Raw genomic sequence first — 15,054 nt, 5'->3', positions numbered from 1 at the left:
TTGAAGCGGGAAAAGTTTCTTCATGTCACATCAGTCCTTTCAGGTAAACAAAGCTAAATATAAAGATCCATACAACATCAAGGAAATGCCAATACAGAGAGAAAATAAACGTTTTATTCGCGGTTACAGGGTTAAATCCACGACTACGAATTTGTATTAATAGTGCAAGACCCCATAATACCCCCATCGTGACGTGCAAACCGTGTGTACCAAGCAACACAAACAAGCTGGATAAAAACGCACTTGTCTGAAGCGTAGCACCTTCATGTACATACGTCACGAACTCATAAATCTCAATACCTAGGAAGCCAAGACCAAGCAACAACGTGATGACTAAGAAAGTCATTGCTGCCTTTTTCATGTTATGTCGCATGCTATTAATAACCAAGCCACAAGTGAAACTACTTGTTAGAAGCAAGAAGGTTTCAAGCAGAACAGGCGTGATCTCAAATATATCCTTACCCGATGGGCCACTACCTGTACGATTCCAAAGGGTAAAATATACGGCAAACAAAGTAGCGAACAACGCAATTTCTGCGCCAAGGAATAACCAAAATCCAAGAATTTTGTTACTATTATCCTCTGTGCTATATTCTAGCGGAAGCGTATGATCTACTTTCATGCGTTTTCACCCCGCAATCGTTCTTCAGTTTCTCTAATTTTCGAAACAGGAATATGATGACCATGATCCTTCTCAAATGATCTTATTGCTAACATCACCACAATACCAATCGTGGATATCACAACCGCAGGCCACCAGCTAAATACCATCCCAAAGCCCCAAACAAAGAATATCGCTGATAAAATAATAGGCTGACCGCTATTGTTTGGCATATGAATTTCTTCAAGCTCGCCTTCGTATAGCTGTTTACCACCTTTTTTCTGCTCCCAGAATGGATCAAGACCATCCACCTTAGGAACAATGGCAAAGTTATACTCAGGTACAGGGCTATGCGTACTCCACTCAAGTGTACGTGCGTTCCAAGGATCTCCAGTCTTGTCTCTTGGCGCGTAACGGAAACTCCAGTAAATGTTGTACACAAGAATCATAAATCCAATCAGCAAGCCTACAGAACCAATAGATGCGATCAAATTCAGTGGACCAAAGCCTGTGCTTGCAGAATAGGTGTACATCCGACGTGTCATCCCTTTTAGACCTAGGAAGAACAACGGTAAGAACGTGACATTAAAGCTGATTGCAATCGTCCAGAACGCAAGCTTACCTTGCTTCTCATTAAGACGGAACCCAAACAATTTAGGGAACCAGTAGTAAAAGCCTGCAATAACTGCAAATACGGTACCCGGAATTAATACATAGTGGAAGTGGGCAACTAAGAACATCGTATTATGATATTGATAATCCGCACTTGCCATCGCTAGCATAACCCCTGTTACCCCACCGATGGTGAAGATCGGGATAAATGCTAAGGAGTATAGCATCGGTGTCGTAAACTCTATTCGCCCTTTTCGCAGGGTAAAGAGCCAGTTAAATATTTTCACACCGGTTGGAACAGCAATCGCCATCGTTGTAATGGAGAAGAAGCCATTCACTGTAGCTCCATGGCCCATTGTATAGAAGTGATGCGCCCATACAAGGAAGGATAATACGGAAATAACAACCATACTAAATACCATGGATTTATAGCCGTATAGGTTTTTACGTGAGAATGTAGCGATAATTTCGCTGTAAATACCGAAGGCAGGTAATACTACAATGTATACCTCAGGGTGACCCCATACCCAGAACAGGTTCGCCCAGAGCATATCCATCCCGCCATTGGCCATCGTAAAGAACTGAGAGCCAAACAATCGGTCAAAGGCCATTAAGGCTAACGCCACCGTTAATACAGGGAAAGCAAACAAAATAATGACGGAGGTGATCAAAATCGACCAAGTAAACATCGGCATTTTCATCAACGTCATGCCAGGTGCGCGCATTTTCAAAATTGTAACGATAAAGTTAACACCTGTTAGCAAAGTACCAATCCCGGAAATCTGTAATGCAATCGCATAATAGTTATTTCCGACAGTTGGGCTAAATTCTAGACTTGCAAGCGGGAAATACGCTGTCCAGCCTGCGTCTGGTGAGCCACCAATTACAAACGAGATGTTAAATAACATTGCGCCTACAAAAAATAACCAGAAGCTTACTGCATTTAAACGTGGAAATGCAACGTCTCTCGCCCCGATTTGCAAAGGAACTACAACGTTCATTAATCCGATAACAAATGGCATCGCCATAAACAAAATCATGACCACACCATGTGTGGTAAATATTTCATTATAATGCTGTGAATTTAACAATCCGTTTTCAGGAACTGCTAGCTGTGCTCTCATAAGGATGGCATCTGCGCCGCCTCGGAATAGCATAATTAATGCACTAATAATATACATAATACCGATTTTTTTATGGTCTACCGTCGTTAACCATTCACGCCAGAGATAACCCCATTTTTTAAAATAGGTTAAACCAATAACGATGGCTAAAGACACAATCAAAATACTAATTTGTGCCCCATAAATCATCGGTTCCCCAGTGACGAGCAATTCGTCCCATTTCATATGATGCTAACCCCCTTCACACTATTTTTTATCTGATGAACCAACTTCACTATGATCGTGCCCCTCATTATGGCTACCATTATGACCTGAATCATGTTGTCCGTTGGTATTCGTTTGTTCTTCCTTATGATCTGAGTTGTCCATATTGGAATGATCCATATCCATATCAGAGTGATCCATGTCCATATCGGAATGATCCTTAGACTCATTGTCTCCTGTATGAGATGAATCCCCACCATGGTTATGACCGCCATATTCACCTTCAGGAGGTGGCATAAAGCTTAAATGCGTGGAAGAGTAAGTTTTCCGTCCAACATGCTCAGACTCTAACAACATTTTAAACTCTTGTTCTGTTAATTCAGAAGCTGTTTGCTTTACTTCCTTAACCCACTCATCATATTTTTGCGGGGTCAAAGCTAGTGCCTCAAACTCCATATCTGCAAAACCTCTACCAGAGAAGTTCGCATTTTTCCCCATAAATGATCCAGCATTTTCAGCTACTAAATTCAGCTTATTAACCATATCGCTCATGGCATATTTTTGACCACCAAGTTGTGGAACCCAGAAGCTTGTAATCGGACCATACGAATAAAGTCTGAACTCAACTGCACGATGTGTTGGGATATTGACATAGTTTACAGTCTCAATCCCTTCCTCTGGATAACTAAAATGCCATTTCCAGTTGGAGGATGCTGCATAAATGACTAATGGCTTTTGATCCTCATATCCAGCTGGTACGTTTTCCACCGCATAGGTACTCCGCAATGTAACAACGGATAAAAACGCAACAATGATGACAGGAATTGTAATCCAAATAATCTCCAGCCACTTATTGCCCTCTTCATGTGGTGGTTCATAATCTGGTGCTGCCTTAGATGCACGATATTTAGCTCCATCCCGGCCATCGTGCTCGTCGTCGGCCTCGCGCCCCTCTACCTGCAGATCGGCCGCGCCCTTGGCACCGGCGCCTGGACGCTCGCGTTCGCCTACGGGATCACCGTGCTGCCCTTCGCATACCGTGCGATCCAGGCGTCGATCGACGCGATCGACCTGCGCACGCTCACCGAGGCCGCCCGCTCGCTGGGCGCCGGCTGGTTCGACGTCGTGGTCCGCGTGCTCGCGCCCAATATGCGGCAGGGCCTGCTCGCCGCCTCGCTCATCTCGGTGGCGGTGGTTTTGGGCGAGTTCACGATCGCCTCACTGCTCAACCGTCAGGTGTTCCAGACGGCGATGGTCGTGGTGCAGAAGCAGGACCCGTACGCGCCCGCCATGTTCACGCTGCTCGCCCTGGCAGTGGTGTTCGTCCTGCTGCTCGGCATCGGCTGGGTCGGATCGGCTCCGCGCCTGCCCAAGCGCCTCAAGAAGGAGAAGGCCGCATCATGACCACCATCGACGACAGCCCGCAGGAGCTTCCTCGCACGGCCGAGAACGTCCTACTCGCTGCGGCGGGCGACGGCACGCGTGTCGAGTTCCGTGGCGTCGTGAAGGACTACGGGTCCACCCGAGTGCTGCACGGCATCGACCTGGACATCCGGCCGGGCGAGTTCGTGTCGCTGCTCGGGCCGTCGGGGTGCGGCAAGACCACCGCGCTGCGCGTGCTCGCGGGCCTCGAACGGGCCACCGCCGGTGCTGTGCTGCTCGGAGGGCAGGACGTCTCCGGCACGCCGACCAACAGGCGCGACATCGGCATGGTGTTCCAGGCGTACTCGCTGTTCCCGCACCTCAGGGTGATCGACAATGCGGCCTTCGGGCTGCGGCGGCGTGGCGTCGGGCGGGCGAAGGCGACGTCCCGGGCGGGCGACGCCCTCGACCTCGTGGGGCTCGGGCACCTCGCCGACCGCTTCCCGCACCAGCTGTCGGGCGGCCAGCAGCAGCGCGTCGCGCTCGCACGGGCCCTGGTGACGGAGCCGCGCGTGTTGCTGCTGGACGAGCCGCTGTCGGCGCTCGACGCCAAGGTGCGGGTCCAGCTGCGCGACGAGATTCGGCGCATCCAGCTGCGCCTCGGCACGACCACGGTGTTCGTGACGCACGACCAGGAGGAGGCGCTCGCGGTCTCCGACCGGATCGCGGTGATGAACGCCGGCCGAATCGAGCAGATCGGCACTCCGGAAGACCTGTACCTGCGCCCCGCGACGCCGGGTGTGGCCGCCTTCGTCGGCCTGTCGTCGGTCGTGCCCGCGATGGTCGCGGGCGGCGTCGCGTCGGTCCTGGGCACCGACCTGCCGCTGGTGGGTGAGGCCCCGGACGGGCCGGGCGAGGCGTTCCTCCGCCCCGAGAACGTGCGCCTCGGCGGCCCCATCGCCGCTGTCGTGCAGGAGTCCACGTTCCTCGGCTCGATGCGCCGCACGCTTGTGCGCACCGAGAGCGGAGCCATGCTCTGGATGCAGCACGCCGCCGGCGAGCGGCTCGCGTTCGAGGAGCGCGTGACAGTGGCGATCGACCCGGCGCCGGTGGTGGTGCGGGCGTCCTCGTAGCAGCCGCGGCGGGGTGCCGCGCGCACGGCGCGGCGGCGGGGCGCCCGCGCGGATATCATCGCGGGATGACCGAGGCAGCTCCTCCGCTGCGGCGCGGCTGGGCGGTGGGCGCTGCCGCGGTGACCGTGGGCGTGTACGTGCTGGCGCTGTGGGCGATCGAGCTGGTGGACACGCTGACAGCGAATCAGCTGGATGGCGGCGGCATCGCTCCCTGGCGGCCCGACGGCGCGTGGGGGATCCTGTGGGCGCCGCTGCTGCACAGGGGCTGGTCGCATCTGATCGCCAACACGCTCCCCGCTCTCGTGCTGGGATTCCTGACGTTGGCCGTCGACTACCGGCGCGGGCTCATGGCGACGGCCATCATCTGGATCGGCGGGGGAGCGGCCGTGTGGCTCACGGGCGGGCCCGGCACGGTGCATCTCGGGGCCAGCGGCCTGGTCTTCGGATGGCTGACCTACGTCATCCTGCGCGGTGTCTTCAGCCGGCGCCTCGGCCAGATCGTGATCGGCCTGATCGTGGCGGCGCTCTACGGCGCGGTGCTGTGGGGCGTGCTGCCCGGTCAGCCCGGAGTCTCGTGGCAGAGCCACCTGTTCGGCGCGATCGCCGGCGTGCTGGCCGCGCTGTGGCTGCGCGAGCGGCGCCGCTGACGATCCGATCGGAGCAGCGCGGCGCGTCGTCGCCAGGGGATCCCGGCTTCTCAGGATGCCTGCGCGCGATCCGATCCTGAGGACGCGGGATCTCCGGACGACGCGGGATCTCCGGACGACGCGGGATCTCCTGAGGACGCGGGATCTCCTGAGGACGCGGGGTCTCCGGACGACGCGGGATCTCCGGACGACGCGGGATCTCCGGACGAAGCGAAGCGGCCGGCCCCCAGGGGACCGGCCGCTTCGCGTGAGAGCGGGCTCAGGAGAGCGCGCGCTGCATCAGGTCGGCGTGCTCCGACGCGTGCACCTTCGACGAGCCCGTGGCGGGCGAGGCCGACGCGACGCGCGAGGCCACGCTGATCGAGCGGCCCTTCAGGTGCTTCGCGAGCTCCAGCGCGATGAACGGCCAGGCGCCCTGGTTCTCGGGCTCATCCTGCACCCACACCAGCTCCGCGTTCGGGTAGGTGTCGAGCACCGCGTTCAGCTCGGCGACCGGCGCCGGGTAGAACTGCTCGAGACGCACGAGCGCGATCTCGGGGTTGGGGCGCTTGTCGAGCTCGCCGCGCAGATCCCAGTGGATCTTGCCGGAGTGCAGCAGCACCTTCTTGACCGCGGCCTTGTCGCCGCCGCGGTTGTCGTCGAGCACGGGCTCGAAGCGGCCGGTCGTGAAATCGGCCACCTCGCTGGTCGCGCCGCGCAGGCGCAGCATCGCCTTGGGGGTGAAGACGATCAACGGCTTGCGCGGCCGCGAGTACGCCTGACGACGCAGCAGGTGGAAGTACGACGCCGGCGTCGAGGGACGCGCGACCGTCATGTTGTCCTGGGCGCACAGCTGCAGGAAGCGCTCGATGCGGGCCGACGAGTGGTCGGGTCCCTGGCCCTCGTAGCCGTGGGGGAGCAGCAGCACGACGCTCGACTGCTGGCCCCACTTCTGGTCGGCCGCCGAGATGTACTCGTCGATGACCGACTGCGCACCGTTGACGAAGTCGCCGAACTGGGCCTCCCACAGCACGAGCGCGTCGGGGTTCTCGACCGAGTAGCCGTACTCGTAGGCGAGGGCGGCGTACTCGCTCAGGAGCGAGTCGTACACCCAGAACCGGCCCTGGTTCTCCGACAGGTTCACCAGCGGCAGCCACTCCTGGCCGTTCACGCGGTCGTGGAACGTCGCGTGACGCTGCACGAACGTGCCGCGGCGGGCATCCTGACCCGCGAGGCGCACCGACGTGCCCTCCAGCAGCAGCGAACCGAACGCGAGCAGCTCGCCGAAGCCCCAGTCGATCTGGCCGTTGCGGCTCATCTGCACGCGCTTGTCGAGCAGCTGCTGCAGCTTGGAGTGCACCGTGAAGCCCTCGGGCTTGTTCGCGTGCGCGTCGCCGATCTGGTGGATGACCTCCACCGGCACGCCCGTGACGTCCGGCTCGCCGACGACCGACGCCTCCGCGAGGGCCTCGGCGTCGATCACGGGGTTCGAGCCGGTCTCGGCCGCGTGCGTCTCGGCGAAGGCGATCTCCAGGCGCTCCTGGAAGTCGCGCTTGGCCTGCTCGTACTCCTCCTCGGTGATGTCGCCGCGGCCCACGAGCGCCTCGGTGTACAGGCGGCGGGTCGAGCGCTTCGCCTCGATGAGGTTGGTCATGAGCGGCTGCGTCATCGACGGGTCGTCGCCCTCGTTGTGACCGCGGCGGCGGTAGCAGACGAGGTCGATCACGACATCGCGGTGGAAGCGCTCGCGATACTCGAACGCCAGCTCCGCGACCCGCACGACGGCCTCGGGGTCGTCGCCGTTGACATGGAAGATCGGGGCCTGGATGGTCTTGGCGACGTCCGTGGCGTACACCGACGAGCGGCCGTCCTGCGGCAGCGTGGTGAAGCCGACCTGGTTGTTGACGACCACGTGCACCGTGCCGCCGGTGCGGTAGCCGCGCAGCTGCGACATCTGCAGCGTCTCGACCACGACGCCCTGGCCCGCGAAGGCCGCGTCGCCGTGCACGAGGATCGGCAGCCACGTGAACGAGCCGACCGGCTTGCGGTCCTGCTTGGCACGGACGATGCCCTCGAGCACGCCGTCGACGGTCTCGAGGTGCGACGGGTTGGCGGCGAGGTAGACGTCGAGCTCGGCGCCGCCCTCGGCGACGAACGTGCCCTCGGTGCCGAGGTGGTACTTCACGTCGCCGGAGCCGCGCTTGTTGCCGGGCAGGGCGCCCTCGAACTCCTGGAACACCTGGCCGTACGTCTTGCCGGCGATGTTGGTGAGCACGTTCAGGCGGCCGCGGTGCGCCATGCCGATGGCGGCTCCGTCCAGACCCGCCTCCGCCGCGCCCTCCAGGATGCGGTCGAGCAGCGGGATGAGCGACTCGCCGCCCTCCAGCGAAAAGCGCTTCTGGCCGACGTACTTGGTCTGCAGGAAGGTCTCGAACGCCTCGGCCTCGTTCAGCTTGCGCAGGATGCGCAGCTGGTCGTCGTGGTCGGGCTTGGAGTACGCCCGCTCGAGCTTCTGCTGGAACCACTCGCGCTGCTCGTGGTCGTGGATGTGCATGTACTCGATGCCGGTCGTGCGGCAGTACGAGTCGCGCAGCACACCCAGGATGTCGCGCAGCTTCATGGTGCGCTTGCCGCCGAAGCCGCCGGTCACGAACTCGCGCTCGAGATCCCAGAACGTCAGGCCGTGCGACTCGATCTCGAGGTCGTGGTGCAGGCGCTGCACGTACTCGAGCGGGTCGATGTCGGCCATCAGGTGGCCGCGCACGCGGTAGCTGTTGATGAGCTCCTGCACGCGAGCGGTCTTGTCGACGCGCTCGGCCAGATCGACCGCCACGTCGCTGTTCCACTGGATCGGCGCGTACGGGATGCGCAGCGCTGCGAAGATGTCCTCGTAGAAGCCGCGCTGCCCGATGAGCAGCTCGTGCACCTTCTTGAGGAACTCGCCCGATCCGGCACCCTGGATGACCCGGTGGTCGTAGGTGCTCGTGAGCGTGATGGTCTTGCCGATCGCCAGCTCGTTGAGCGTCTTCTGGCTCGCGCCCTGGAACTCGGCCGGGTACTCGAGGGCGCCGGCGCCGATGATGCAGCCCTGGCCCTTCATGAGGCGGGGCACCGAGTGCACGGTGCCGATGCCGCCCGGGTTCGTGAGCGACACCGTGGTGCCGGCGAAGTCGCCAGCCGTGAGCTTGTTGGCGCGCGCACGCTTGACGAGATCCTCGTACGCGGCGAGGTACTCGGTGAACGACAGGGTGTCGGCGTTCTTGATGCTCGGGACGAGCAGGGCGCGGGTGCCGTCGGGCTTGGGAAGGTCGATCGCGATGCCGAGGTTGACGTGCGCCGGCGCGACGACCGAGGGCTTGCCGTCGATCTCGGCGTAGAACACGTTCTGGCTCGGGAACTCCTTCAGCGCCTGGATCAGGGCCCAGCCGATGAGGTGCGTGAAGCTGACCTTGCCGCCGCGCGTGCGCGACATGTGGTTGTTGATGACGATGCGGTTGTCGATCATCAGCTTCGCCGGGATGGTGCGGACGCTCGTGGCCGTGGGGACGGTGAGCGACTCGTCCATGTTCTTGGCGAGGGTCTTCGGCATGCCCTTGAGCACGGTCACGACGTCCTCGTCGGCCTTCGCCTCCGGCTCGGCCTTCGCGGCCGGCTTCTGCGGCGCGTCGGCCGGGATGGGAGCCGGCGCCGCGGGCTTCGCGGTGGTGCGGGCGATGGGCTGCTGGCCGATCACCGGGATGGGCGCAGTCGGCGGGTGAGCCTCCTGCGCCGCAGCGGCGGGCGCTGGCGCCGCGGGGGCGGCGGGTGTGCCGGCCTGGTAGGCCTCCAGAACGGGCCACCACTCCTTGTCCACCGAGTTCTTATCGACCTTGAACTGCTCGTAGAGCTCTTCCACGAGCCACTGATTGGCCCCGAACTCTCCGTCGTTCGCGGTCCCGGTGCCCGTTCCCTGGGTCGACACGGCCGATTCGCCTTCTTTCATCGGTGAAATTCGTTCCTGCGCGCGCGACGAAGCGCTGACGCGTACGCCTGAAAAGCCTAGCCCAGATCCCGGTGGGACCACCCGCCTCGGCCCTATGCGGAGGTCCCTCTCAGGACGGATGCGCGCCGCTCGCCCCTGTCGCTATCTTGAGCGGCAGGCGGGGGCGCAGAGGATGCCGTTCGCCGTGTCGAATGGAGTGACTCTTGCTGGATCCCTTCACCCTGCTGTTCACCGTCGGCCCGATCGTGGTCGGCGTCATCGTCCTTGCGCTCATCGTGACCCTGCTGTTCCGAGCCTGGTACCGGATCGCGAAGGCCGACGAGGCCCTCGTGATCGTCGGAAAGAACCAGCGCGGCGCGGACGGCGAGACGTCCCGCATCACTGTGGTCACGGGCGGCGGTGCCATCGTCAACCCGATCACACAGCGGGCCGAGCTGATCTCGTTGCGCGCCCGTCAGATCAACGTCGAGCCCACGGCGCAGTCGTCGAACGGCGTCACGGTCGACGTGACCGGCGTCGCGCTGTTCAAGATCGGCTCTGACCCCGAGCAGGTGCGCCGCGCCGCCGAGCGGTTCGCCTCGCAGGACAGCGCGATCGAGCAGTTCACGCGCGAGCAGCTCGAGGGCTCGCTCCGCGGTGTGGTCGCGATGCTCACCGTCGAGCAGCTCATGCGCGACCGGCAGCAGCTGTCGGACCAGATCGCCGAGAACATCAAGGGCGACCTGGAGGCGCAGGGCCTCATCCTCGACTCGTTCCAGATCCAGGGCATCACCGACAAGAACGGCTACATCGAGGCGCTGGGCGCGAGCGAGATCGAGCGGGTCAAGCGCGACGCCCAGGTGGCCAGCATCACGGCGCAGCGCGAGGTGCAGCGCAACAAGATCGCCACCGACGAGCAGAACCTGGTCGAGTACACGGCGTACCAGAAGAACACCGCCAACGCGAAGGCCGAGATCGGCCGGGCCAACGCCGAGGCCGAGGCGGCCGAGAAGCTGGCACGCGAGAAGCTCGAGCAGGGTGTGCTGGAGCAGGCCGCCATGAACCAGGCGGCCAAGCTCGACGCCGAGGTGCGCCGGGTGGCGGAGGCGGCCGCGTACGAGCGCCAGCAGAAGGCCGATGCCGAGGCGTACGAGCAGCAGAAGCAGGCGGATGCCGAGGCGTACGCCCGGATCAAGGAGGCCGAGGCGCAGGCCCGGATCGCCGAGCAGAAGGCCCTCGAGCTGAAGACCCGCGCCGCGGCCGACGCCGAGACGGTGCGCCTGGCCGCCGAGGCGGACGCGCTGGCGAAGCGCGCCGCCGCCGAGGCCGCCGCGTTCGCCGCGCAGCAGGAGGCGGAGGGCACGAAGTTCCGCGCCGAGGCCGACGCCGAGGCCATCCGGCTCGCGGGCGACGCGAAGGCGTCGGCGATCAAGGCCGAGGCCGCAGCCATCGCCGAGCACGAGGAGGCCCTCATGGCGCAGCGCGCGATCGAGGCCGTCGTGCCGATGATGGCCGAGTTCGCCAAGGGCTATCAGCGCGTGGGCTCCATCACGGTGCTCGGCGGCGAGGGCGGCGCCTCCAGCCACCTCGCGAGCGAGCAGGCCGTGGGCATGCGCGCCACGTTCGACGCGGTGAAGGCCGCGACGGGCGTCGACCTCGGCGCCATCATCGCCGGCCGCGCGGTCGGCGAGGGCATCGGCGAGGGCATGCGCTCTGCCGCTCCGGCCGGGCCCGCAGCGGCGGCAGAGACGACCGCGGCTCCGGCGCGGCGCTCGCGCGCCGCACGCGACGCCGAGGCCGCCGTCTCGGAGGGCGACGCCGCGCCGTCGCTCTGACGAGAAGTCGTAGCGCGGGGCGCTCCTGGTCCCTACCGTGGGAGCCATGAGCGCCCCGTCGCGCGAGCTCGCCGAGTGGCTGCTCGACTCCGATCCGGCCCTGCGCTGGCAGGTCGAGCGTGACATCCTGCGCCTTCCCGAGGAGGCGTGGCGCGCCACGCGAGCGCGGGTGGCGGAGGAGGGGTGGGCGCGCACGCTGCTCGACCGACAGGACGCGGAGGGCACGTGGGCGCGCGGCGCGCACTTCCCGGGTGAGGGCTGGCGAGCGGCCGGCGTCGCCGAGGGCGAGGTCGGGGAGCACGCCCAGCCGTGGGTGTCGACCGACTGGACCCTCAAGGCACTGCAGGAGTGGGGCCTCGATCCGGCCGTGCTCGGAGACACGGCGGAGCGGATCGCGGCCAACTGCCGCTGGGAGTATGACGACCTGCCGTACTGGGGCGGCGAGACCGACGTCTGCATCAACGCGATGACCCTGGCCTCCGGCGCGTGGCTCGGGGCGGACGTCTCGGCGCTCGCCGCGTGGTTCCCCGCACACCAGCTCTCCGACGGCGGGTGGAACTGCGAGTGGGTGGAGGGATCGACCCGGTCATCGTTCCATTCCACGCTGAACGCCCTGGAGGGGCTGCTGGCCTACGAGCGGATCACCGGCGACGCGTCGGTGCGAGGGGCGCGCCTCCGCGGCGAGGAGTACCTGCTCGAGCGCCGGCTGCTGTACCGGCTGTCGACGGGCGAGCCGGTGGGATCCTGGGCGACGACGTTCTCCGCCCCCGCTCGCTGGCGGTACAGCATCCTGCGTGCCCTCGACCACTTCCGCGCCGCCGCCGCGCACGATGGCACAGAGCCCGATCCGCGCCTGGCCGAAGCCGTGGCGCGCGTGCGCGCGGCGCGCCGGGACGACGGGCGATGGCTGCAGGGCGATCGCGAGCCCGGCCTCGTGTGGGTGCACGTGGACGTGCCGCCCGGCGAGCCGTCCAAGTGGCTCACGCTGATCGGCACGCGGGTGCTCGACTGGTGGGACTCCGCGACGGGAGAGCGCGAGGCGTCCGCTTCTCCAGCACTCCCATAGGCGCGCGCCCGTATGATCGAACCACCATGGACGACCCTCCCAGTAGTCACTCGCCCCACGTCCGCACCTCGCTCCCGCAGGGAGGTGAATCGCGATGGATCTCATCCTGATCGGCGTGGGGCTTCTCCTGACGGTGGGCACGGGCCTCTTCGTCGCCAGTGAGTTCGCGCTGGTCAATCTCGACCGCGCGGACCTCGAGGCGCGCCAGGCGCGCGGCGAATCCCGGCTGACGATGACGATCGCCGCGCTGCGACGCACCTCGACGCACCTGTCGAGCGCGCAGCTGGGCATCACCCTGACCACGCTGCTGACCGGCTACACGCTCGAGCCCGCGTTCTCGCACCTGCTCGAGCCCGTGCTGGCGTCGTGGGGTCTCGCCGAGGCGGCGGTGGCGCCGATCGCCACCGTGGTGGCCATGGCGGTGGCGACCATCCTGTCGATGATCCTGGGCGAGCTGGTGCCCAAGAACTTCGCTCTTGCGCTGCCGCTCGCCACCGCCAAGGTGGTCGCGCCCTTCCAGATCGCCTTCACCGCGATCTTCCGGCCGGCGATCGCGCTGCTCAACGGCAGCGCCAACGCCGTGCTGCGCGGATTGGGCATCGAGCCGAAGGAGGAGCTGTCGGGCGCGCGCACGGCAGAGGAGCTGTCGTCGCTCGTGCGCCGGTCGGCCCTGGCCGGAGTGCTCGAGGAGGACACCGCGACGCTGCTCGACCGCAGCCTGACGTTCGCGCGCCTGACCGCGGGCGACGTGATGACCCCGCGGCCACGCGTGCACGCCGTCGCGGCGGGCGACTCGACCGACGACGTGATCGAGCTCGCGCGCCAGACCGGGCACAGCCGATTCCCCGTGTTCGGGGAGTCGATGGACGACATCGTCGGCATCGTGCACCTCAAGGCCGCCGTGTCGGTGCCGCGCGAGCGGCGGGCCGACGTGCCCGCGGCCGCGCTCGCGACCGATCCGCTGCGCGTGCCCGAGACCGTGCACCTCGATCAGCTGGTCTCCGAGCTGCGTTCGCGCGGCTATCAGATGGCCGTCGTGGTCGACGAATACGGCGGCACAGCGGGCGTCGTGACGCTCGAGGACCTCGTCGAGGAGATCGTCGGCGAGGTCGCGGACGAGCACGACCGACGTCCGGCCGGCGTCGTGCGGCACCGTGACTCGCTCACGTTCCCCGGGCAGCTGCGCCCCGACGAGCTCCGCGACCGCGCCGAGATCGTGGTGCCGGAGGACGACGCGTACGACACGGTCGGCGGTTACATCATGAGCGTTCTCGAGCGCATTCCCGCCGTGGGCGACGCCGTGCGCGTCGAGGACGGCGTGCTCACAGTCGAGCGGATGGACGGACGTCGCGTGGACAGGGTGCGCTACACGCCCGACCCGCTGCCGAGCGACGGCAACGACGATCTGCCCGGCATGGCCACGGAGAAGGGGGGCGAGCGATGAGCGACTGGATGGGAATCGTCTGGCTCGTGGTGCTGCTGCTCGCCAACGCCTTCTTCGTGGGGGCCGAGTTCGCGGTCATCTCCGCGCGCCGCTCGCAGATCGAGCCGATGGCGGAGCGCGGCTCGCGCGCCGCGAAGACCGCGCTGTACGCGATGGAGCACGCCACTCTCATGCTGGCGACCTCGCAGCTGGGCATCACGATCTGTTCGCTGCTGATCCTGAACGTGTCGGAGCCGGCCATCCATCACCTTCTCGAGGTGCCGCTGGGCCTGACGGGGCTGCCCGAGGGGCTCGTCGACACGGTCGCGTTCGCGATCGCGCTCGTGCTGGTGTCGTACCTGCACGTGGTGTTCGGCGAGATGGTGGCCAAGAACCTCGCGTTCTCGGTGCCGGACCGCGCCGTGCTGCTGCTCGCGCCGCCGCTCGTGTGGGTCTCCAAGGTGTTCCACCCCGTGATCTGGGTGCTCAACTGGCTGGCCAACGGCGTGCTGCGCCTGTTCGGAGTGGAGCCGAAGAACGAGGCCGCGTCGACGTTCACGCTCGACGAGGTCGCGACGATCGTGACGCAGTCTCGTCGCGAGGGCGTGCTGGACGACGTCTCGGGAGCCGTGGCCGCCGCCGTGGAGTTCACCGACAAGAAGGCGGGAGATGTCGCGGTGCCGCTGAGCGAGATCGTCGCCCTGCCCGAGACGACGACGCCGGATGAGATCGAGCGCGCCGTCGCGAAGCACGGGTATTCGCGCTACGTGATCGTCGACGACGAGGGGCAGCCGGTCGGGTACGTGCACCTCAAGGACGTGCTGCGGGCGGCCGATGACGCGGATGTGCCGGAGAAGCAGACGCGTCCCATCCCGGCCAAGCGCATCCACCACATGGTTCCGGTGCAGGAGACGACCGACCTGGAGGACGCGCTCGCCGTCATGCGGCGCGCCGGCCGCCACCTCGCGCGCGTGCGCAACGCGCAGGGCGAGACCACGGCCGTGCTCTTCCTCGAGGACATCCTCGAGGAGCTGATCGGAGAGGTCCACGACGCGACCCGGCGACGCTGACCGGTGTGTCCCACTTCGCGCCCTTATGCGGATGTCT

At 64.1% G+C, this 15,054-nt stretch carries 10 protein-coding genes and 1 pseudogene; 7 read left to right on the top strand and 4 right to left on the bottom strand.

Features of this window, described 5'->3' with window-relative positions; translation table 11 throughout:
* Positions 1 to 25 precede the first annotated feature (25 nt).
* From qoxC to ABTW64_RS14720, 3 genes are read right to left on the bottom strand one after another with little or no spacing between them, the layout of a single operon-like run.
* The gene (gene qoxC, locus ABTW64_RS14730; protein WP_350623622.1) at positions 26 to 622 is read right to left on the bottom strand and encodes a cytochrome aa3 quinol oxidase subunit III; all 597 of its coding nucleotides are present in this window, start codon (positions 620 to 622) and stop codon (positions 26 to 28) included.
* The gene (gene qoxB, locus ABTW64_RS14725; protein WP_350623620.1) at positions 619 to 2,562 is read right to left on the bottom strand and encodes a cytochrome aa3 quinol oxidase subunit I; all 1,944 of its coding nucleotides are present in this window, start codon (positions 2,560 to 2,562) and stop codon (positions 619 to 621) included. The genes qoxC and qoxB overlap by 4 nt, the downstream gene beginning before the upstream one ends.
* A 21-nt stretch (positions 2,563 to 2,583) precedes the next feature.
* Positions 2,584 to 3,309 carry a hypothetical protein gene (locus ABTW64_RS14720; RefSeq protein WP_350623618.1) on the bottom strand — a complete coding sequence of 242 codons (726 nt, stop codon included), beginning with the start codon at positions 3,307 to 3,309 and terminating at the stop codon, positions 2,584 to 2,586.
* A gap of 129 nt (positions 3,310 to 3,438) precedes the next feature.
* On the opposite strand from ABTW64_RS14720, the pseudogene ABTW64_RS14715 reads away from it, so the two are divergent.
* The 3 genes and pseudogenes from ABTW64_RS14715 to ABTW64_RS14705 form a co-directional block, all read left to right on the top strand.
* Positions 3,439 to 3,945, top strand: a pseudogene (locus ABTW64_RS14715) (ABC transporter permease); the annotation flags it as partial.
* On the top strand, positions 3,942 to 5,036 hold the full coding sequence (locus ABTW64_RS14710) for an ABC transporter ATP-binding protein (protein ID WP_350623614.1): 1,095 nt from the start codon (positions 3,942 to 3,944) through the stop codon (positions 5,034 to 5,036). The pseudogene ABTW64_RS14715 and the gene ABTW64_RS14710, both read left to right, overlap by 4 nt.
* A gap of 65 nt (positions 5,037 to 5,101) precedes the next feature.
* Positions 5,102 to 5,683, top strand: coding sequence for a rhomboid family intramembrane serine protease (locus tag ABTW64_RS14705; protein WP_350623612.1), 582 nt, complete (start codon positions 5,102 to 5,104; stop codon positions 5,681 to 5,683).
* 259 nt (positions 5,684 to 5,942) lie between these two features.
* On the opposite strand, the gene ABTW64_RS14700 is transcribed toward ABTW64_RS14705, so the two are convergent.
* Positions 5,943 to 9,623, bottom strand: coding sequence for a multifunctional oxoglutarate decarboxylase/oxoglutarate dehydrogenase thiamine pyrophosphate-binding subunit/dihydrolipoyllysine-residue succinyltransferase subunit (locus tag ABTW64_RS14700; protein ID WP_350623610.1), 3,681 nt, complete (start codon positions 9,621 to 9,623; stop codon positions 5,943 to 5,945).
* A gap of 224 nt (positions 9,624 to 9,847) precedes the next feature.
* Here ABTW64_RS14700 and ABTW64_RS14695 point away from each other — a divergent pair, with 224 nt between their 5' ends.
* From ABTW64_RS14695 to ABTW64_RS14680, 4 genes are all read left to right on the top strand, one after another.
* The gene (locus ABTW64_RS14695; RefSeq protein WP_350623608.1) at positions 9,848 to 11,458 is read left to right on the top strand and encodes an SPFH domain-containing protein; all 1,611 of its coding nucleotides are present in this window, start codon (positions 9,848 to 9,850) and stop codon (positions 11,456 to 11,458) included.
* A gap of 46 nt (positions 11,459 to 11,504) precedes the next feature.
* Entirely contained in the window at positions 11,505 to 12,524 is a 1,020-nt protein-coding gene (locus ABTW64_RS14690) for a squalene cyclase (RefSeq protein WP_350623606.1), read from the top strand.
* Positions 12,525 to 12,618: 94 nt separating this feature from the next.
* Entirely contained in the window at positions 12,619 to 13,968 is a 1,350-nt protein-coding gene (locus ABTW64_RS14685; RefSeq protein ID WP_350623604.1) for a hemolysin family protein, read from the top strand.
* Positions 13,965 to 15,017, top strand: a complete 1,053-nt coding sequence (locus tag ABTW64_RS14680; RefSeq protein WP_350623602.1) for a hemolysin family protein — start codon at positions 13,965 to 13,967, stop codon at positions 15,015 to 15,017. The genes ABTW64_RS14685 and ABTW64_RS14680 overlap by 4 nt, the downstream gene beginning before the upstream one ends.
* The last annotated feature ends 37 nt before the right edge of the window (positions 15,018 to 15,054 follow it).

Origin of the sequence: Microbacterium sp. NPDC096154, assembly GCF_040302945.1 — a bacterium.
Taxonomy (GTDB): domain Bacteria; phylum Actinomycetota; class Actinomycetes; order Actinomycetales; family Microbacteriaceae; genus Microbacterium.
The sequence above is the reverse complement of the archived record's forward strand: the minus strand, read 5'-3'. Positions and strand labels throughout refer to the sequence as shown.

Bases quoted from the DNA above. Each gene is read 5' to 3' on its own strand.
- qoxC (WP_350623622.1), bottom strand. From the start codon at position 622: ATGAAAGTAGATCATACGCTTCCGCTAGAATATAGCACAGAGGATAAT.
- qoxB (WP_350623620.1), bottom strand. From the start codon at position 2,562: ATGAAATGGGACGAATTGCTCGTCACTGGGGAACCGATGATTTATGGG.
- ABTW64_RS14710 (WP_350623614.1), top strand. From the start codon at position 3,942: ATGACCACCATCGACGACAGCCCGCAGGAGCTTCCTCGCACGGCCGAG.
- ABTW64_RS14705 (WP_350623612.1), top strand. From the start codon at position 5,102: ATGACCGAGGCAGCTCCTCCGCTGCGGCGCGGCTGGGCGGTGGGCGCT.
- ABTW64_RS14690 (WP_350623606.1), top strand. From the start codon at position 11,505: ATGAGCGCCCCGTCGCGCGAGCTCGCCGAGTGGCTGCTCGACTCCGAT.
- ABTW64_RS14685 (WP_350623604.1), top strand. From the start codon at position 12,619: ATGGATCTCATCCTGATCGGCGTGGGGCTTCTCCTGACGGTGGGCACG.
- ABTW64_RS14680 (WP_350623602.1), top strand. From the start codon at position 13,965: ATGAGCGACTGGATGGGAATCGTCTGGCTCGTGGTGCTGCTGCTCGCC.